The sequence below is a fragment of the Streptomyces sp. NPDC047049 genome, from assembly GCF_040643995.1.
Classification (GTDB): domain Bacteria; phylum Actinomycetota; class Actinomycetes; order Streptomycetales; family Streptomycetaceae; genus Streptomyces; species Streptomyces mooreae.
Genome location: NZ_JBEYVM010000002.1, coordinates 745,327 through 763,315 on the forward strand (window position 1 = coordinate 745,327; position 17,989 = coordinate 763,315).

The window sequence follows — 17,989 nt, forward strand, 5'->3', positions numbered from 1 at the left end:
GGTTTGCGCTCACCTGGCGGCCTCCAGGGCGTGTGCCACCTGGGGAACGGTCAGCCAGGGCAGCGGGGAGAGCACCTTGGCGACCTGCGGTGCGAAGGAGGGCGAGGAGACCACGACCTCCTCGGTGGGACCGTCGGCGACGATCTCACCGTCGGCCAGGAGGACGACCCGGTGGGCCAGTTCGGCGGCGAGTTCCACGTCATGGGTGGCCAGGACGAGGGCGTGGCCCTCGGCGGCCAGTGCCCGCAGCACCTCGACCAGACGGGCCTTGGCGGCGTAGTCCAGGCCACGGGTGGGCTCGTCGAGGAGGAGCAGCGGAGGGCGGGCGGTCAGCACGATGGCCAGGGCCAGGGCGAGGCGCTGGCCCTCGGACAGATCGCGGGGGTGGACGGAGTCGGGGACGTCCGGCAGCAGCCGGGTGACCAGGGTCCGGCAGCTGCCGGGGGCGGCGTCCGCGTCCTGGTCGGCCGCGGTGCACTCGGCCGCGACGGTGTCGGCGTACAGGAGGTCGCGAGGCTCCTGGGGGACGAGGCCGGCATGGCGCAGGAGGGCCCGCGGGCTGGTGCGGTGCGGGGTGACGCCACCGACCCGCACCGTCCCGGAGAACGGTGCGTGCATACCGACGAGGGTGGTGAGCAGGGTCGACTTCCCCGCGCCGTTCCGCCCCATCAAGGCCAGCAACTCGCCGCCCTTCACGGTCAGGTCCACGTCGTGCAGCGCCTCGGTCCGCCCCCGGCGGACACTGAGCCCACGGACGACCGCGGCGGCACCGGCGGCGGCACCGGCGGCGGCACCGGCGGCGGCACCGGCGGGGGAGCCCGCGGAGGCCGGCGTGGCCCCCAGGCCCCCGCCCGTACCTGTGCTCCTACCCGTGCCCCCGCCCGTACCCGGGCCCGTCTCCCGCGCCGGCGGCCTGACTCCCGCCAGCCGCTCGCGCAGGGGTGCGGCCTTCCGGCGGGCGTCGCGTACGGACAGCGGGAGCGGCGACCAGCGGGCCAGGCGGCCCAGGGCCACCACCGGGGGGTGGACGGGGGAGACGGCCATGATGTCGGCGGGGGTGCCGACGACCGGGGGCGCGCCGGGGGACGGGAGCAGGATGACCTGGTCGGCGTACTGGACCACCCGCTCCAGGCGGTGTTCGGCGAGCAGGACCGTGGTGCCGAGGTCGTGGACCAGGCGCTGGAGGACGGCAAGGACCTCTTCGGCGGCGGCGGGGTCGAGTGCCGACGTCGGTTCGTCGAGGACCAGGACCTTGGGGTGGGTGGTGAGGACCGAGCCGATCGCCACCCGCTGCATCTGCCCGCCCGAGAGGGTGGCCAGGGCGCGGTCGCGCAGTTCGGCCAGGCCCAGCAGGTCCAGGGTCTCCTCGACACGGCGGCGCATCACGTCGGGCGCGAGGCCCAGCGACTCCATCCCGTAGGCGAGTTCGTCCTCGACGGTGTCGGTGACGAAGTGCGCCCGCGGGTCCTGGCCCACGGTGCCGACCACATCGGCCAGTTCACGCGGTTTATGGGTACGGGTGTCCCGTCCGTCGACGCTGACCCGGCCGCGCAGGGTGCCGCCGGTGAAGTGCGGGACGAGGCCGCACACGGCGTTCAGGACGGTGGACTTGCCGACGCCGGAAGGGCCGACCAGGAGACAGAGTTCCCCCTCGGGGACGGTCAGGTCGATGCCCTGGACGGCGGGCGCCGCGGCGTCCCCGTAGGTGACCGAGACCTGCTCGAACCGGATCACTGGGTGGGCTCCTTCGCGTGCGGATCGCCATCGGGGGCACGGCCAGGGGACGCGGCCCTGGCTGCCCTGCTTGCCTTGCTTGCGCTGCTCGCCCCGTCAGTTCGGCCCGCCCGGCTCGTCCCGTCGGTTCGGCCCGCCCGGCCCGTCCCGCCGGCTCGGCCCGCCCGGCCTGCCCTTCCCGTTCGGTCCCCCCGTTCCGTCCGGTCCGCCCGGCCCGTGCCCGGCGGGAGCGGGGCGACGAACGCGGGCAGCAGCCCCAGGAGAACGGAGGCGGCCGGCCAGAGCGGGAGGACGGGGGCGGTGAGCGGGACCGCGGGCGGGTGGAGGGCGGTGGCCGCGTAGCCGTTCGCCCAGATCATCAGGGCGGCGACGGCGATACCGGAGCCCGCGACCAGCCAGGCGCGGGCGCCCCACCGGTCGGGCCGGTAGCGGCTGCGCACCGACCGTCGGCCGCCGAGCCACAGCCCGGCGAGCGCCGCCGCCAGCCCGGCCAGCAGCAGCGGCAGCCCGTAGCCGCCGCCGGCGTCGCCCAGCAGCCCGTACGTCCCGGCGCAGCTGCCGAGCAGCCCGCCGAGGGTGAGGACGGAGGTGAGGTGCCGTACGGCGGGCGGCACTTCGGCGCTACGGCCGTAGCCGCGCGCGTCCATGGCCGCGGCCAGCGCCACCGAGCGCTCCAGCGCGCCCTCCAGGACCGGCAGCCCGACCTGGAGGAGCGCCCTGACACCGCGGTCCGGGCGGCCGCGCAGCCGGCGCGCGGCCCGCAGCCGCTGGACATCGGCGACCAGGTTCGGTGCGAAGGTCATCGCGACGACGACCGCGACGCCCGCCTCGTAGAGCGCGCCCGGCAGCGACTTCAGCAGCCGGGCCGGGTTGGCCAGCGCATTGGCCGCGCCCACGCAGATGAGGAGAGTGGCCAGTTTCAGCCCGTCGTACAGCGCGAAGACCATGCCCTCGGCGGTGACCCGGCCGCCGATCCGGACGCCCTTCGCCCAGTGGGGCAGCGGCACTTCGGGCAGCGTGACCAGCGTGTGCGTACCGGGGATCGGCGAGCCGAGGACGAAGGCGAAGACCAGCCGGATCGCGATCACGACCAGCCCGAGCCTGACGAACGCCCCGTACGAACGGGCCCACGGCGCGTGGGTGCGGCGGGCCGCGACGACATAGCCGGCCACCCCCACCAGCAGCCCCAGCAGCAGCGGATTCGTGGTGCGGGAGGCCGCGGTGGCCAGTCCGAGCGCCCACAGCCACCAGGCGCCGGCGTGCAGCGCGGTGGTGCGGGTCGCCTGCGGGGCGCTCATCCGCGTCGGCGGCGCGCCTGCCACACCGCCGCCGCGCCCAGGACGGCGACGGCCGCGACCCCGCCGACCAGCCCGGCGGACGGGCCGCCGTCGTCCCTGCCGCCCGCACCGCTCGCGTCACCGCCGCCGCCCGCGTCACTCCCGTCCGCCGCCGTGCCCGAAGACGGCGCGGCGGACGACGCGCCCTCCTTCGCGCCCTCCACCTGTTCCGCGCACCCCGCCTCCGGGTAGCCGGCGATGGCGCACAGCAGGGCGCGGGAGTCATAGCGCAGCGGCCGGGCGACCGCCGCCAGCGCCTCGCCCGCCGAGGCGTCCTGTGCCACCTGGGCGCACTGTGTCCTGGGTTTCGGCGGCCGCTCCCCGCCGGGCGCATCCGCCGCGGTGCCGAAGTCGATGACGATGCCGACCCGCTTGCGGCCCTCCTTCGCGGGCGTGCCGTGGCAGATCGCGTCGAAGCCCGCGGCCGTCCGGGGCTTTCCGGCCGCGGCCGAGCCGGCGCTGACGGCGAAGCGGAAGCCCGCCACCGCGCCGTCGGCCGGCCGCAGCGTGGCCGGCCCTTCGGTGGCATACGCCCAGGAGCTGCCCTTGCCCTGCCAGAAGGACCAGTAGCGGTACTCCTGCGCCTGGGCGGGCGCGGCGGCCAGGCCGGTGACCGCACCGGCCAGCAGCGCCGCTCCGGCGATCCTGGTACGCCGCACCGGACGGGACTGCCGCATCGGGGGCTGCCGCATGGGACGGGAGTGCCGCATCAGAGCTGGGTCTTCTTACGGCTGCTCAGCAGGAAGCCGATGCCGGCACCGATGGCGAGGCCGATGCCGATGATCCACACCAGACCGAAACCGCCGCCCTTGGAACCGTCGGCGTCCTTGCCGGCCTTGCCGTCCTTCGTCGCCCCGGCGGCCGGCTCGGGGCCGGTGGCGTTGAGCGCGGCCACCAGGTCGGTGCCGCCGAAGGAGCGCGGGTCGGTGCCGGTGGCGTGCGCGGCCAGCACCAACTGGGCATACGCGGCGGGGCCGTTCTGCTCGGCCCAGGCCGCCGCGTTCTTCTCCAGCCACTTCAGCGGCTTCGCGGCGGCCGTGGGGTGCGCGCCGGCCGCCAGCGCCACCACGGCGTCGGCGGTGTTGCCGACATCGGGCTGCTCCTTCGCGCCCGGCATCGCGGAGAGCAGATGCTGCCCGTTCTTGTCGAGCTGGGCGACGAGGTAGCCGGCACCGCCCTGGGCCGCCGCTGCCACATCGCTGCCGCCCGTCTTCTTGTCGTCGCCGTCCTTGCAGCTCAGCGGCTTGACGGGAGTGTCCGCGCCGTTGCCGGCCGGCTCGACGACGAAGCCCTTGCCGAGCGCTCCGGTCGCGGCGGCAGCGGTGGCGTCCGCATTGGGGGCCGCCCCCTTGAGCTGGAAGGTGAACGCACCGCGCGCGTCCTCCTTCGCCTCGCAGCCCAGCCGGAAGGTGAGCAGCGCGTCGTAGGGGGTCTTACCGCCCTTCTCCGAGGTCACGGACCGCGGCTTCTCGCCCGCCGCGGCGAGCGCGCCGATGACCACGGAAGTGGAGTTGGCGTCGCTGGCCGCGCCGGCCATCGAGCTCCAGCCGCCGTCGTCGTTCTGCACCGATTTCAGCCAGCTCACGGCCTTCTTCACGGTGTCCGCGTGCCCGCCCAGCGCGGCCAGCGCCTGCACCGCGGCGGCCGTCTGGTTGGTGTCCCGAGAGGTCTTGGCGTCGCAGGGCGTGCCCGGCTCGGCTCGGAAGGCGGTGAACGAGCCGTCGGCGCACTGCTGTCCGGCCAGCCACCGCACGGCGGACGCCGCGGGGCGTATGCCCACGGTGTCCTGGGCCAGCAGCGCGAGGGACTGCCGCCAGACCCCGTCGTACTGCGGGTCCTTGGTGCCGTACAGCCCGGCGGGCAGCTTCTTGGGGGAGGCGGAAGCGGAGTCGGCGTACGCGGCGGGGGCAGCGGCCGCGCCCAGCACCGCCACGGCCGCCAGCGCCGTGGCGGCGCGGCGCGCCAGGAAGGCGACGGAGTGCGTCAAAGGGGCCGGTTGAGCCATGGAAGCCATGGGGGCCATCGGGTCGGTGCCTCTCGGGTCGGGTCGCGGCGATGCTACGCAGCCGCGCTCGGCCGGCCACTCGCGAGCCGATGCGTACATCGGCGGCGGTGGCACCGGGCTCAGCTCCGTGTACCTCGACGGTGCCGCGCACCGGACTTCCGCACGGGCGGGTGGTTCGGTGGCGGGAGCCTTGGTCGTGCCCGGTCGGGTGCTCCGGCTCGTACGGCCCGCCACGCCGGGCCGGGGGCACGGTGCGGGCGGGGCGTCCTCACGGTTGCGGGTCAGCGCCGGATTTCCACCGGCTTCCCCCGATCGGGTACGGATGAAGTTGTCCCGCACACCTTAACCGGCGCCCGCCGGGCCACTCGCTCGCCCGTACGAGCCGGCCCCGCGCCGGGGAGCGCCGGGAGCGCCCCGGAGCCTGCCTCTGCCGCTGCCCTGAGCCCGCCCCTGCTTCCGCCCTGACCCGGACCCTGCTTCTGCCCCTGAGCCCGTCTCCCTCACACCGCCTGGTACCGCACCGGACCGGACCCCGGCACCCGCTCCGCCCGCCCCTGTTTCACCAGCCGGCGCAGATGGGCCTCGGCCTCCGAGACGGCGATATTGCGGGAGGCGTAAGGGATCTGTTCCCAGGGGCGGTTCCACTCCATGGCCATGGCGAGCTGCCAGGGGGTGCGGGGCTCGCGGAGCAGTTCCCGCAGCCGGCGGAGCCGTTCCTCGTGGTGCGCGACGAGCTCGCGTACCCGCCCGCCGGCGTCGGTGAAGGCGTGCTGATGGGCGGGCAGCACCTCGGCGGGGGCGAGCTTGCCGACGCGTTCGAGGGAGTCGAGATAGTCACCCAGGGGGTCGGGGACGCCGGCGCCCTCCGGGTCCTCGGGGTCCTGCGCGCCCTTCGGATCCTCCGCGCCCTTCGGATCCTCGTACAGGCCGATGTGCGGGGTGATGCCGGGGAGGAGGTGGTCGCCGGAGAAGAGCCGGCCGAAGCCGCCGGCCCGCCCCGAGGGGTGCTCCTCCTCCAGGTGGAGGCACACATGCCCCGGGGTGTGCCCCGGTGTCCACAGGGCGCGCACCCGGCGCCCCGGCAGGTCGAGCAGTTCACCGGGGCCGATGTCGCGGTCGGGCAGTGCGGCCCCCTGCCCGGGGAACGTCCGGCCGCGGCCTTGCGCGCGGGCCTCCCGCAGCGGTGCCAGATGCTCGTCGGGCGCGCCCGCCGCCGCGAGCCTGGCGGTCAAGTGGTCGAGCCAGCGGCCCGGTTCGGCCTCGCGGGTGCGGCGGACCACGGCGGTGTCCGCGGCATGCATCGCGATCCACGCGCCGGAGATTTCCCGCACCTTGCCCGACAGGCCGTGGTGGTCGGGGTGATGGTGGGTGATCAGGACGCCGTGGAGCTCGGCGGGCGCGAAGCCGCAGGCGGTGATGCCGGCGACGAGTGTCGTCCAGGAGCCGGGGTCGTCCCAGCCGGTGTCGATGAGCACCGGTCCGCGGTCGGTCTCCAGGAGGTGGACGAGGGTGTGTCCGAGCGGGTTGTCCGGGATGGGGACGGCGATGCTCCACACCCCGCCCTTGTGGTCGGTCACCTGCGGCGTCATCCCGGTCCCCTCTCGGTGTGCCGTACACCCGGTACCCGGCCTCACTATAACTAGAACCGGTTTCAGTGTGACTGCCCTGTGGCGGGAAACCCTCCCGCGTCATCTCGCGAAGTAACCAGCGATACTGCGGGAGTTGGGATTCGGCCTCGCGCCGTGGACTCCTGCAACTAGAACTGGTATCAGTTCCTGGGAACGCCCAGCCCCCAGAAAAACCGTCAGGGATCGTCGAACAGGCGGCCAACCCGCAGGAGGCGGCAGCGATGAGCGACCTCGTCGAGCACGGAAAGCTCTACATAGGCGGTGAGTGGGCCGACCCGGCCGGCCAGGACGTGATCGAGGTCGTCTCGCCCCACACCGAACAGGTCATCGGCCGGGTGCCGCACGCCTCGCGGGCCGATGTCGACCGTGCGGTGGCCGCGGCCCGTACGTCCTTCGACTCCGGAGTGTGGGCGAATGCCCCGCTGGCGGACCGGATCGCGGTGGTCACCCGTATCAAGGACGCTTTCGCGGCCCGCAGCGAGGAGATTGCCAGGGTCATCAGCTCCGAGAACGGCACGCCCGTCACCTCCGGCGTCATGGTGCAGTCGCTGGCCGCGATGCTGGCGTGGGACGCGGCGCTGACGGTGGCCGGTGACTTCCCGTTCGAGGAGCGGCGGGCCGGGGTGCTGGGGCCGCTGCTGGTGCGGCGGGAGCCGGCCGGGGTGGTCGCGGCCGTCGTGCCGTGGAACGTCCCGCAGTTCACCGCCGCCGCCAAGCTCGCACCGGCGCTGCTGGCCGGCTGCTCGGTGGTGCTGAAGGTGTCGCCGGAGACCCCGTTGGACGCGTACCTCCTCGCGGAGATCGCGACCGAGGCCGGGCTGCCGCGGGGCGTGCTGTCGATCCTCCCGGCGGACCGCGAGGTGAGCGAGTACCTGGTCGGGCACCCCGGTGTGGACAAGGTGTCGTTCACCGGATCGGTGGCGGCGGGCAAGCGGGTCATGGAGGTCGCGGCCCAAAACCTCAGCCGGGTCACGCTGGAGCTGGGCGGGAAGTCCGCCGCGGTGATCCTGCCGGACGCGGATCTGGACGCCGCGGTGGCCGGCATCGTGCCGTTCGCCTGGATGATCAACGGCCAGGCGTGTGTGGCCCAGACGCGGATCCTCGCCCCGCGCAGCCACTACGACGAGATCGCCGAACGGTTCACCGCGGCGGCGTCCGCGCTCACCGTCGGCGACCCGCTGGATCCGGCCACCGAACTCGGCCCGCTGGTCGCCCGCCGCCAGCAGCAGCGCTCGCTGGACTACATCGAACTCGGCCGGAAGGAGGGCGCCAAGGTCCTCACCGGCGGCGGCCGCCCCGAGGGGCAGCCGACGGGCTGGTATGTCGAGCCGACCCTCTTCGGCGAGGTCGCCAACTCCATGCGGATCGCCCGCGAGGAGATCTTCGGCCCGGTCATCTGCCTGCTCCCGTACGACGACGAGGCCGAGGCGGTACGGATCGCCAACGACTCCGACTACGGGCTCTCCGGCTCGGTGTGGACGGCCGACGTCGACCGCGGCGTCGACCTCGCGCGGCAGGTGCGCACCGGCACGTACTCGGTGAACACCTTCAGCATCGACATGCTCGGCCCGTTCGGCGGCTACAAGAACTCCGGCATCGGGCGGGAGTTCGGGCCCGAGGGCTTCGGCGCCTACCTGGAGCACAAGATGATCCACCTGCCGGCCGGTGCCTGATGGGGGACCGCTGGCGGGTGGAGGTGGACCGCGGCGTCTGCATCGGGTCCGGGATGTGTGCCGCGGCGGCGCCGGACGGCTTCCGGCTGGACTCGGCCCGGCAGTCGCACCCGGTGGCACCGGAGGCGGAGGCCGGCGAGGACGTGCTGGCGGCGGCCGAGGGCTGCCCCGTGGAGGCGATCACCCTGACCGTGGCCGGCAGCGGCGAGGCGGTCTTCCCGCCGGAGGAGTGAGCGGGCCGGGGGAGGCGGCCGTAACGGGGGAGGTCCCGTAGGGGGTGGGGGCGGCGGTCCCGTAGGGGTGCGGAAGGCCCCCTACGGGCCAACTACCCAGGTGGCGGGCGGGGTTAACGCTCCGCGCCCGGCGCGCCCGGCGCGCCGGAAGCACCGGAAGCTCCTGGGGCACCGGAAGCACCGGAAGCACCGGGTGTACCTGGTGTGCCCGGGTCGCCGGAAGCCCCCGGCGCGGTGAGATCGATCAGCCGGCACACCGTCTCGATGTCTATTTTCACCTGGGCGATCGAGGCCCGTCCCGACAGCCAGGTGATCAGTGCCGAGTGCCAGGTGTGCTCGATGACCCGGACCGCGGAGAGCTGATCGGGGGTGGGCGAGAGGGAGGGGCGCGCCGGTTCCTGCGAAGGGTGGTGGGCGACGGGCGGGGCCATCGCGTCGAGGATGATCGCGGTGGTCAGCCGGGAGACGGTGTCGACCTCGGGGCTGACGGAACGGTCGGCGAAGGTCAGCGCGCGCACCATCGCGTCCGCGAGGTGCGGTTCACGCTGCAGCGCGCGGAAGGCCCGCATCAGGGTCTGGGCGACCCGGGCGCCCGGGTCCTGCTCCGACGGCGGGCGCTTGCGCAGCGTTTCGTGCATGTGCTGGAGCTGGTCCTGCATGGTGGCGACCAGCAGATGCACCTTGGAGGGGAAGTAGCGGTAGAGGGTGCCGAGCGCGACGCCCGAGGACTCCGCGACCTCGCGCATCTGCACGGCGTCGAAGCCACCACGGGACGCCAGCTTGGCGCTGGTGTGCAGGATGCGGCGGCGCCGCGCCTCCTGACGCTCGGTCAGGGGAGGACTCGCGGGAAGGGTCGGTCTGACCGCCTTGGATTCCGTAGTCATATTTCCCATTCCGTGGCATTCCGTCCGCGATGCGGTGGGTGCCGGTGGTGTGCTCGGCACAGCATGGCAGGGGGGCGGGTGGTGGCGCGAATCACCTGGTGCGGCTCTTTTCGCCTCGTTCTCGGCCGGTAGATTCGAAGCTGGTTGAACTGATGAGTAGCCAATCAGTTCTGAAACTTGTTCTAGATTACCGCCAGCGGTTACGCTCCGGCGAAAGTCCAGTGAGAAGGGGGCCGAGCGTGACCGCAGAGGCCGTCCAGGCAGCCGCGCCTCGCCCCGCAGAGGCCTCTTCGGCCTCCGCCCCGTCGAACGGTGAGCGGCCCCTGCGCATCGCGATGCTCACGTACAAGGGGAACCCGTTCTGCGGCGGCCAGGGCGTCTACGTCCGCCACCTCTCGCGCGAACTGGCCCGCCTCGGCCACACCGTCGAGGTCATCGGCGCCCAGCCCTACCCGGTCCTCGACGACGGGGTGACCCTGACCGAGCTGCCCAGCCTGGACCTCTACCGCCAGCCCGACCCGTTCCGCACGCCGAAGCGCGGCGAGTACCGCGACTGGATCGACGCGCTGGAGGTCGGCACGATGTGGACCGGCGGCTTCCCCGAGCCGCTGACCTTCTCCTTGCGGGCCCGGCGCCACCTCGCCGCCCGCCGCGACCAGTTCGATGTCGTCCACGACAACCAGACCCTCGGCTACGGCCTGCTCGGCGGGCCCGGCGCGCTCGGCGCCCCGCTGGTCACCACCATCCACCACCCCATCACCGTCGACCGCCGGCTCGACCTCCAGGCCGCCGGCAACTGGCGGCGCCGCGCCTCCGTCCGCCGCTGGTACGGCTTCACCCGCATGCAGAAGCGCGTCGCCCGGCGGCTGCCGTCGGTGCTGACCGTCTCCGGCTCCTCCCGCCAGGAGATCGTCGACGACCTCGGGGTGTCCGCAGGACGGATCCATGTGGTCCATATCGGCGCCGACACCGACCTGTTCTCGCCGGATGCCTCGGTGGCCGAGGTACCGGGCCGGATCGTCACCACCTCCAGCGCGGACGTGCCGCTCAAGGGCCTGATCCACCTGGTCGAGGCGCTCGCCAAGGTGCGCACCGAGAACCCCGACGCGCATCTGGTGGTCGTCGGCAAGCGCGCCGACGACGGGCCGGTCGCCGCCGCCATCGAACGGCTCGGGCTGTCCGGCGCCATCGAATTCGTCAAGGGCATCACCGACGGCGAACTCGTCGACCTGGTGCGCAGCGCCCAGATCGCCTGCGTCCCCTCCCTCTACGAGGGCTTCTCGCTGCCCGCGGCCGAAGCGATGGCCACCGGCACCCCGTTGCTGGCGACCACCGGCGGCGCGATCCCCGAGGTCGCCGGGCCGGACGGCGAGACCTGCCTCGCGGTGCCGCCGGGCGACGCCGGCGCGCTGGCGGGCGGACTGCTCCGGCTGCTGGGCGACGAGACCCTGCGCCGCCGGCTCGGCGCGGCCGGCCGGGAACGGGTGCTGGCCCGCTTCACCTGGCGCCAGGCCGCCCTCGGCACCGCCGAGCGCTACCGCGAGGCCATCGCCCTCCAGGGCGGCCGGGACGCCGCCCGTTCCTCCTTGCGGGCCCCGTCCGACAAGGCCGCCGGCGCCGCGCCCGCGCCGAGCACCGCCGGGCACGTCTAGCGGCCCGGCCGGCCCCGCCCTCTTTCCGCAGCCACACCGCCACCAACCGCCGGACGAAAGCAGAACGCCGTGCTGACCGTCGACTTTTCCCGTTTCCCGCTCGCTCCGGGCGACCGCGTGCTCGATCTGGGGTGCGGCGCCGGCCGGCACGCCTTCGAGTGCTACCGGCGCGGCGCGCAGGTCGTCGCCCTCGACCAGAACGGCGAGGAGATCCGCGAGGTCGCCAAGTGGTTCGCCGCGATGGAGGAGGCGGGCGAGGCCCCGGCGGGCGCCTCCGCCACCGCCATGGAAGGCGATGCGCTGAACCTGCCGTTCCCCGACGACAGTTTCGACGTCGTGATCATCTCCGAGGTCATGGAGCACATCCCGGACGACAAGGGCGTGCTCGCCGAGATGGTCCGGGTGCTGCGCCCCGGCGGCCGGATCGCCGTCACCGTCCCGCGCTACGGCCCCGAGAAGGTCTGCTGGGCGCTCAGCGACGCCTACCACGAGGTCGAGGGCGGCCACATCCGCATCTACCGCGGCGACGAACTCCTCGGCAAGATGCGGGAAGCCGGGCTGGAGCCGTACGGCACCCACCATGCGCACGGGCTGCACAGCCCCTACTGGTGGCTCAAGTGCGCCTTCGGGGTCGACAACGACAAGGCCCTGCCGGTGCAGGCGTACCACAAGCTGCTGGTCTGGGACATCATGAAGAAGCCGCTGGCCACCCGGCTCGCCGAGCGGGCGCTCAACCCCGTCATCGGCAAGAGCTTCGTCGTCTACGCGACCAAGCCGCACCTTCCCGAGACGGCCGCCGCCGAGCCCGCCGCCACCGCGGAGGGCGAGCCCGCCGGGGCCGCCGCCCCTGCCCGTGAGCCCGCCCGGAGCACGAAGGCCGGCGCCAAGTCCGGCGCCAAGGCCGGCGCCAAGTCCGGCACCAAGGCCGCTGCCAGGAAGGCCGCGGGTGCCAAGCCGGCCGCCACGTCCGCCGCCAAGAACTCCACCGGGGCCGCCAAGTGACCAGTCCCGGGCGTACCGAACGGCTGGTCCTGCCGGGGGTGCTCACCGCCGAAGAGGCGGCCCGCACGGTGGCCGGCATCCTGGCGGTCCAGCGGCCGGACGGCGCGATCCCCTGGTTCCGGGGTCACCACCTCGATCCGTGGGACCACACCGAGGCCGCCATGGCCCTGGACGCGGCCGGCGAACACGAGCGTGCCGAGGCGGCGTACGACTGGCTGGTACGGCATCAGAACCCCGACGGGTCCTGGTACGCGGCCTACGCCGACGGTGACGCCGAGGAGCCCACCGACCGCGGCCGGGAGACCAACTTCTGCGCCTATATCGCGGTCGGCGTCTGGCACCACTACCTCTCCACCGGCGACGACACCTTCCTGGACCGCATGTGGCCCGCGGTCCACTCGGCGATCGAGTACGTCCTGGAGCTGCAGCAGCCCGGCGGCGAGATCGGCTGGAAGCGCGAGGACGACGGCACCCCTGTGGGCGACGCGCTGCTGACCGGCTCGTCCTCCGTCTACCAGGCGCTGCGCTGTGCGCTCGCCCTGGCCGCACAGCGCGAGGAGCCCCAGCCCGACTGGGAACTGGCGGTCGGCAGCCTCGGCCATGCGATACGCAGCCACCCCGAGCGGTTCCTCGACAAGGCCCGCTACTCCATGGACTGGTACTACCCGATCCTGGGCGGGGCGGTCCGCGGCGCGGCGGCCAGGGAGCGTATCGACGCGGAGTGGGAGCGCTTCGTGGTGCCCGGTCTGGGCGTGCGCTGTGTGCTGCCCAACCCCTGGGTCACCGGCGGGGAGAGCGCGGAACTGGCGCTCGCGCTGTGGGCGATGGGGGAGTCCGAGCGGGCCGTACAGATCCTCAAGTGGATCCAGCACCTCCGCGCCGAGGACGGCATGTACTGGACCGGTTACGTCTTCGACGACGATGCGGTCTGGCCCCGCGAACGCACCTCCTGGACGGCCGGTTCGCTGCTGCTCGCGGTGGCCGCCCTGGGCGGTGACGAGGCCACCACCTCGGTCTTCGGGGGCGAGTGGCTGCCGACGGGGCTCGACCCGGACTGCTGCCGGCCGGCGGCCCCGTAGGACGGTGCGCCTCCCGGAAAGGGAGCGCGGGGAGCGGGAGGGCGCACTACTGTGCGTCGCATGACACTCCAAGGATCCCTCACCCACGAGGAATACTGCGCCCAACTCCTCGCCGAGACCGACGCGTTCCGGGCGATCGTGCGGACCGCCGACCTCTCGGCGACCGTGCCGACCTGCCCCGACTGGACGCTGGCCGATCTCGCCCGGCATGTGGGGGGTGCGCACCGCTGGGCCGGCGTGCTCGTCGCCACCCGCGCGGCGGAGAGCGTCGACCCCGCGGACGTCCCCGAGGGCGCCGGGCCCGACGGCGAGGACGCGGCGGCGCTCGACGCCTGGCTGGCGGCGGGCGTCGAGCGGGCCGTCACCGCCCTGCGGGAGGCCGGTCCCGATGCGGAGGTCTGGAGCTGGACGACGGCCCGCAACTCCGGGTTCTGGGCCCGCCGGATGACCCATGAGACGGTCGTCCACCGGGCCGATGCGGCGCTCACCGCCGGCGTCCCCTTCGAGGTCCCCGCGCCCGTCGCCGCGGACTGTCTGGAGGAGTGGCTGCAGATCGGCGAACTGCCGATGGTGGTGGCCCGCTTCGCCGAGCGCGGCACGTCGCTGCTCGGCCCCGGCCGGACGATCCACGTCCACGCCACCGACGCCCCGCCCGGCGTGGACGCCGAGTGGCTGCTCGACTTCACGGGGGAGGCGCCCACCCACCGCCGCACCCATGAGAAGGCGGCGGTCGCGCTGCGCGGCCCCCTGACCGATGTGCTCCGGGTCCTCTACCGCCGGCTGCCCGCCGACAGCGACCGGGTCGAGGTGCTGGGCGAGCGCGCCCTGCTCGACCGGTGGCTGGAGTGGGCGTCCTTCGGGTAAGCGGCCGGCCGGGGTCAGGAGTTGAGCTCGGCCAGTACCCGTAGCGTGTGCGGGTCCGGGGCGGTGACCAGCAGATCCGTGACCGGGCCCGCGCGCCACGACTCCAGCCGCTCGGCGATCCGTTCCCGCGGGCCGACCAGGGAGATCTCGTCGGCGAAGGCGTCCGGAACGGCGCGGACGGCCTCCTCCTTACGGCCGTCGAGGAAGAGCCGCTGCACCCGCCGGGCCTCCTCCTCGAACCCCATCCGCGCCATCAGATCCGCGTGGAAGTTCCTGGCGGCGTGGCCCATCCCGCCGATGTAGAAGCCGAGCATGGCCTTCACCGGCAGCAGCCCCTCGGCGAGGTCGTCACACACCACGGCGCGGGCCATCGGGGCGATCAGGAAGCCCTCCGGTGCGCCGGCGAGCGAGGCCCGGTAGACCTCGGGGCGCTGCGGTGACCAGTACAGCGGCAGCCAGCCGTCCGCGATCCGGGTGGTCTGGGCGATGTTCTTGGGGCCCTCGGCACCGAGGAGGAGCGGAATGCCCGCCCGGAGCGGGTGGGTGAGGGGCTTGAGCGGTTTGCCGAGGCCGGTGCCGTCCGGGCCGCGGTAGGGGTGCGGGTGGAAGCGCCCGTCCGAGACCACCGGCCCCTCGCGGCGCAGGACCTGGCGGATGACGTCCACGTATTCGCGGGTGGCGGTCAGCGGGCTCTTGGGGAAGGGCCGGCCGTACCACCCCTCGACGACCTGTGGCCCGGAGAGCCCCAGCCCCAGCAGCAGGCGGCCGCCGGAGAGATGGTCGAGGGTCAGGGCGTGCATCGCGGTGGCGGTGGGCGTACGGGCCGCCATCTGCGCGATACCGGTGCCCAGTTTGATGCCGGAGGTGTGGGCGGCGATCCAGGTGAGCGTGGTGAAGGCGTCCGACCCCCACGCCTCCGCGGTCCACACCGAGTCGTACCCCAGCCGCTCGGCCTCGCGGGCGAGTTCGAGGTGCCGGGGGTCGGGGCCGCGGCCCCAGTAGCCCAGTGCCAGCCCCAGTCGCATGCCGATCGCCCCTCCCGGACGCGGTGACCGCCCCTCTGCTGACGGTGCGTCAGCTCTGGGGCGTCCGGCGACTGTACGGGCCGGGCGCGGACATGGCAACGGCCCCCCGCCCGCGAGGGCGAGGGGCCGCGAGGTGAGAGGCCGCGAAAGGACCGCTGTGCATCCGGTGTCAGCCGCGCTGGATCCCGGTGGTGTCCTGCAGCACGCCGCGACGGCCGTCCTGGGTCTGGGCGATCAGGGCCTGGCCGCGCTGCTCCACCGCGAGGTACCAGGTGCCGGGCGCCAGTTCGGCGATCGGCGCCGGCGAACCGTCTTCGCCGTACAGCGGGCGGGCGACGGGCACCGCGAACCAGAACGGGGCGAAGTCCGTGGGGGCGGCGGCCGCGGGAGTGGCCCCGGCGGGGGCGGCTGCCGCCTGGCCGCCGGCCGTGGCCTCGGCCGGAACCTGCTGGCCGTAGGGCTGGCCGGGCTGCGGCTGCTGCTGGCCGCCCGGATAGCCGTAGCCGTGGCCCGCCTGCTGCTGGGCGCCGGGGTAGCCGTAACCCGGGTTGGGGCCCGCGCCGTACGGGGCGGCCTGCGGCTTCGGGGCGCTGATCAGGGCGGCCTGGAGCGGCGGCACGAGCGGCGTGGCGACGGCGCCGCCGGCCAGGATCAGGGCGGAGATCAGGCCGAGGATCAGGCCGGCGCCGACGCTGGGGAAGGTGAAGAGGGTCCACAGTTCCGTCCAGGCCGCGAAGACGGTAAGGGCGACACCGAACTGGGCGAGGTCGAGACCGGCCACCTTGCGCGGCTGCGACTGCGGCAGCGCACGGCCGACGACGATGATCGCCGCGCCGATCACTCCGGCCAGGTACACGCTCATGAGGAGACTCAGCGATTGCCAGGCGTTGACGCCGGAGTAGCTGGAGAGATCGAGGAACGAGGCGATGAACAGCAACACCGCTGCTCCGATCACCACGCCGTCGCCTCGACTGAGGGAGCGGATGTTCACGTAAGGGTCCTTTGTCGGTTTCGTGGGTCCGGTCGTCGCTGTCGCGGTGCGCAGTGCGAGGCACGGCGGTGGCCACCCATCGTAAAGGGGAACCTATCGCCGAATCCTGTGGGCCGTCCTCTTCGTTGGCCGCGCTATCGGTGCGGCGTATCGGGACCGGTATCGGGTGGGTTTCGCGGGCGCGGCCGGCGCTGCGGTCAGTGCGCCAAGAAGTCCGTAATGCCCTCGGTGATCCCGCGGGCCGCTTTCTGCCGCCACCGGGCGTCGGTCAATTGCGCGGCGTCCTTCGGGTCGCGCATATTGCCGCACTCGAGGAAGACCTTCGGCACCGTGGAGAGGTTGAGGCCGCCGAGATCGGAACGTACGTCGAGCCCGGTGCCGTGGCCGATGTAATTGGAACGCGGGCTTCCGGTGACCGTGTGGAACCGGTCGGCGAGCCGTTCGCCCAGCTTCCGCGAGGGCGCCACGATCGCCGCGGTGTCGGCCGGGCCGTCCGTGACGCGCGCGGGGAGGATGACGTGGAAGCCGCGGTCGCCGGCGCCCGAGCCGTCGGCGTGGATCGAGAGCGCGGCGTCGGCGTGTGCCGCGTTCCCCAGGGCGGCGCGCTTGTCCACGCACGGCCCGTACGGGCGGTCGCCGTCCTGGGTGAACACGACCTTGGCGCCCGCCTTCTGGAGGAGGGTGCGGGCACGGCGGGCGACGTCGAGGGTGAAGGAGGCCTCGGCGTAGCCGTCGTTGGTGGAGGTGCCGGTGGTGTCGCACTCCTTGCGGTCGTTGCCGATGTCCACCTGGCGGGCGATCTCCCGGCCGTGATCGTTGTTGTGCGGATTGTGGCCCGGGTCGATCACCACGACCTTGCCCTGGAGGCTGTCGTGATGCTTCTTGTCCGCTTCGCCGGCCCGCGAGCCGTGGCCGCCGTCCTCGCCGGCCGAGCCGTGGCCGCTGCCGTGCCCGGATATGCCGCCGGTCCGCGGCGGCTCGCCGCCGGCGCCCGCCGACCGCCAGGCCAGCCAGCCCCCCAGGCCGACGACCGCCACGGCGGCCACCACGAGGAGGAGGGTGCCGCGCAGGCGGCGGGGCGGAGAAGGAGTACTGCCGTTCGACACGTCGGCGATGGTAGCCCGCTCAGATGCCGGCGCCGGTGCGCCGCAGGACGCGCAGCGACCGGTGGGCCGATATCTCGGTGAAGGCGCCGGACTCCAGGGCCCTGCGGTAGATGCGGTACGGGGCCTGGCCCGTCCACTCATCGACCGGGTCGGGGAACACGTCGTGGATCACCAGCAGCCCGCCGGGCGCGACATGCGGGGCCCAGCCCTCGTAATCGGCGGTGGCGTGCTCGTCGGTGTGCCCGCCGTCGATGAAGACCAGGCCAGCCGGCGCCTGCCAAACGGCCGCGGCCTGCGGGGAGCGGCCCACCAGGGCGATCACCTGGTCCTCCAGGCCCGCGGCGTGCAGGGTGCGGCGGAAGGTGGGCAGGGTGTCCATCCGGCCGACCTCGGGGTCGACCACGGTCGGATCGTGGTATTCCCAGCCGGGCTGCTGCTCCTCGCTGCCCCGGTGGTGGTCGACGGTGACGGCCATGACCCCGGCGGTGCGGGCGGCGTCCGCGAGCAGGATCGTGGACCGGCCGCAGTAGGTGCCGACCTCCACCAGCGGCAGCCCGAGCGCCGCCGCCTCTGCCGCCGCCGCGTACAGCGCAAGGCCTTCGTCCACGGGCATGAAGCCCTTCGCCGCCTCGAACGCGGCGAGAATCTCCGGCCGCGGAGCGGTCGGAGCCGTGGGAGCGGACATGGCTGCCTCCTGATGGTGCGGTCAGGGCCTCATCGTGCCGTACGGGCCGGGACGGGCGGGGCGCGGGTCTCCCTTACGGGCATTCGGATAT

General features: G+C 73.8%; 16 protein-coding genes and 1 riboswitch. Of the genes, 6 read left to right on the forward strand and 10 right to left on the reverse strand.

The genetic code is table 11. The features are described from left to right. Window positions 1-9 precede the first annotated feature (9 nt). The 5 genes from ABZ851_RS07395 to ABZ851_RS07415 all read right to left on the reverse strand — a co-directional run bounded on the left by ABZ851_RS07395 (window position 10) and on the right by ABZ851_RS07415 (window position 6,665). Window positions 10-1,734 carry an ATP-binding cassette domain-containing protein gene (locus ABZ851_RS07395; protein ID WP_361123371.1) on the reverse strand — a complete coding sequence of 575 codons (1,725 nt, stop codon included), beginning with the start codon at window positions 1,732-1,734 and terminating at the stop codon, window positions 10-12. Further along, window positions 1,731-3,032 carry a CbiQ family ECF transporter T component gene (locus ABZ851_RS07400; RefSeq protein WP_361123374.1) on the reverse strand — a complete coding sequence of 434 codons (1,302 nt, stop codon included), beginning with the start codon at window positions 3,030-3,032 and terminating at the stop codon, window positions 1,731-1,733. The genes ABZ851_RS07395 and ABZ851_RS07400 overlap by 4 nt, the downstream gene beginning before the upstream one ends. After that, window positions 3,029-3,781, reverse strand: coding sequence for an SCO2322 family protein (locus ABZ851_RS07405; RefSeq protein ID WP_361123377.1), 753 nt, complete (start codon window positions 3,779-3,781; stop codon window positions 3,029-3,031). Before ABZ851_RS07405 ends, ABZ851_RS07400 begins: the two co-directional genes overlap by 4 nt. Next, on the reverse strand, window positions 3,781-5,076 hold the full coding sequence (locus ABZ851_RS07410; RefSeq protein WP_361123380.1) for a prenyltransferase/squalene oxidase repeat-containing protein: 1,296 nt from the start codon (window positions 5,074-5,076) through the stop codon (window positions 3,781-3,783). Before ABZ851_RS07410 ends, ABZ851_RS07405 begins: the two co-directional genes overlap by 1 nt. A gap of 206 nt (window positions 5,077-5,282) precedes the next feature. Beyond that, window positions 5,283-5,385: riboswitch (cobalamin riboswitch) on the reverse strand. Window positions 5,386-5,576: 191 nt separating this feature from the next. Further along, a complete protein-coding gene (locus ABZ851_RS07415) occupies window positions 5,577-6,665 on the reverse strand; it encodes an MBL fold metallo-hydrolase (protein ID WP_361123383.1) in 1,089 nt (362 codons plus the stop codon). Window positions 6,666-6,925: 260 nt separating this feature from the next. On the opposite strand from ABZ851_RS07415, the gene ABZ851_RS07420 reads away from it, so the two are divergent. Continuing rightward, the gene (locus ABZ851_RS07420) at window positions 6,926-8,377 is read left to right on the forward strand and encodes an aldehyde dehydrogenase (RefSeq protein ID WP_361123386.1); all 1,452 of its coding nucleotides are present in this window, start codon (window positions 6,926-6,928) and stop codon (window positions 8,375-8,377) included. Next, window positions 8,377-8,610 carry a ferredoxin gene (locus ABZ851_RS07425; protein WP_361123389.1) on the forward strand — a complete coding sequence of 78 codons (234 nt, stop codon included), beginning with the start codon at window positions 8,377-8,379 and terminating at the stop codon, window positions 8,608-8,610. The genes ABZ851_RS07420 and ABZ851_RS07425 overlap by 1 nt, the downstream gene beginning before the upstream one ends. A gap of 113 nt (window positions 8,611-8,723) precedes the next feature. On the opposite strand, the gene ABZ851_RS07430 is transcribed toward ABZ851_RS07425, so the two are convergent. Continuing rightward, the gene (locus ABZ851_RS07430) at window positions 8,724-9,494 is read right to left on the reverse strand and encodes a TetR family transcriptional regulator (RefSeq protein ID WP_361123392.1); all 771 of its coding nucleotides are present in this window, start codon (window positions 9,492-9,494) and stop codon (window positions 8,724-8,726) included. A gap of 239 nt (window positions 9,495-9,733) precedes the next feature. Between ABZ851_RS07430 and ABZ851_RS07435 the strand changes: the two genes are divergently transcribed. From ABZ851_RS07435 to ABZ851_RS07450, 4 genes are all read left to right on the forward strand, one after another. After that, a complete protein-coding gene (locus ABZ851_RS07435) occupies window positions 9,734-11,146 on the forward strand; it encodes a glycosyltransferase family 4 protein (RefSeq protein WP_361123395.1) in 1,413 nt (470 codons plus the stop codon). 69 nt (window positions 11,147-11,215) lie between these two features. Further along, entirely contained in the window at window positions 11,216-12,148 is a 933-nt protein-coding gene (locus ABZ851_RS07440; protein ID WP_361123398.1) for a class I SAM-dependent methyltransferase, read from the forward strand. Then, window positions 12,145-13,227, forward strand: a complete 1,083-nt coding sequence (locus tag ABZ851_RS07445; protein ID WP_361123401.1) for a prenyltransferase/squalene oxidase repeat-containing protein — start codon at window positions 12,145-12,147, stop codon at window positions 13,225-13,227. The genes ABZ851_RS07440 and ABZ851_RS07445 overlap by 4 nt, the downstream gene beginning before the upstream one ends. Before the next feature lie 60 nt (window positions 13,228-13,287). Next, window positions 13,288-14,091: a maleylpyruvate isomerase family mycothiol-dependent enzyme gene (locus tag ABZ851_RS07450; protein ID WP_361123404.1), complete on the forward strand. Its 804-nt coding sequence runs from the start codon at window positions 13,288-13,290 to the stop codon at window positions 14,089-14,091. 14 nt (window positions 14,092-14,105) lie between these two features. Here the strand turns inward: ABZ851_RS07450 and ABZ851_RS07455 are convergent, their stop codons facing one another. From ABZ851_RS07455 to ABZ851_RS07470, 4 genes are all read right to left on the reverse strand, one after another. Beyond that, window positions 14,106-15,116, reverse strand: coding sequence for an LLM class F420-dependent oxidoreductase (locus ABZ851_RS07455; protein WP_361123407.1), 1,011 nt, complete (start codon window positions 15,114-15,116; stop codon window positions 14,106-14,108). Between the two features lie 169 nt (window positions 15,117-15,285). Continuing rightward, window positions 15,286-16,107, reverse strand: coding sequence for a hypothetical protein (locus tag ABZ851_RS07460; RefSeq protein ID WP_361123410.1), 822 nt, complete (start codon window positions 16,105-16,107; stop codon window positions 15,286-15,288). 197 nt (window positions 16,108-16,304) lie between these two features. After that, on the reverse strand, window positions 16,305-17,213 hold the full coding sequence (locus tag ABZ851_RS07465) for an N-acetylmuramoyl-L-alanine amidase (RefSeq protein ID WP_361123413.1): 909 nt from the start codon (window positions 17,211-17,213) through the stop codon (window positions 16,305-16,307). Window positions 17,214-17,232: 19 nt separating this feature from the next. Then, window positions 17,233-17,898 (reverse strand): class I SAM-dependent methyltransferase, encoded by a 666-nt coding sequence (locus tag ABZ851_RS07470; protein ID WP_361123416.1) that lies wholly within the window; start codon window positions 17,896-17,898, stop codon window positions 17,233-17,235. Window positions 17,899-17,989 lie beyond the last annotated feature (91 nt).

Excerpts from the sequence above, each read along its gene's own strand:
- ABZ851_RS07400 (WP_361123374.1), bottom strand. The coding sequence starts at position 3,032 with ATGAGCGCCCCGCAGGCGACCCGCACCACCGCGCTGCACGCCGGCGCC.
- ABZ851_RS07405 (WP_361123377.1), bottom strand. The coding sequence starts at position 3,781 with ATGCGGCACTCCCGTCCCATGCGGCAGCCCCCGATGCGGCAGTCCCGT.
- ABZ851_RS07410 (WP_361123380.1), bottom strand. The coding sequence starts at position 5,076 with ATGGCTCAACCGGCCCCTTTGACGCACTCCGTCGCCTTCCTGGCGCGC.
- ABZ851_RS07415 (WP_361123383.1), bottom strand. The coding sequence starts at position 6,665 with ATGACGCCGCAGGTGACCGACCACAAGGGCGGGGTGTGGAGCATCGCC.
- ABZ851_RS07420 (WP_361123386.1), top strand. The coding sequence starts at position 6,926 with ATGAGCGACCTCGTCGAGCACGGAAAGCTCTACATAGGCGGTGAGTGG.
- ABZ851_RS07425 (WP_361123389.1), top strand. The coding sequence starts at position 8,377 with ATGGGGGACCGCTGGCGGGTGGAGGTGGACCGCGGCGTCTGCATCGGG.
- ABZ851_RS07430 (WP_361123392.1), bottom strand. The coding sequence starts at position 9,494 with ATGACTACGGAATCCAAGGCGGTCAGACCGACCCTTCCCGCGAGTCCT.
- ABZ851_RS07450 (WP_361123404.1), top strand. The coding sequence starts at position 13,288 with ATGACACTCCAAGGATCCCTCACCCACGAGGAATACTGCGCCCAACTC.
- ABZ851_RS07455 (WP_361123407.1), bottom strand. The coding sequence starts at position 15,116 with ATGCGACTGGGGCTGGCACTGGGCTACTGGGGCCGCGGCCCCGACCCC.
- ABZ851_RS07470 (WP_361123416.1), bottom strand. The coding sequence starts at position 17,898 with ATGTCCGCTCCCACGGCTCCGACCGCTCCGCGGCCGGAGATTCTCGCC.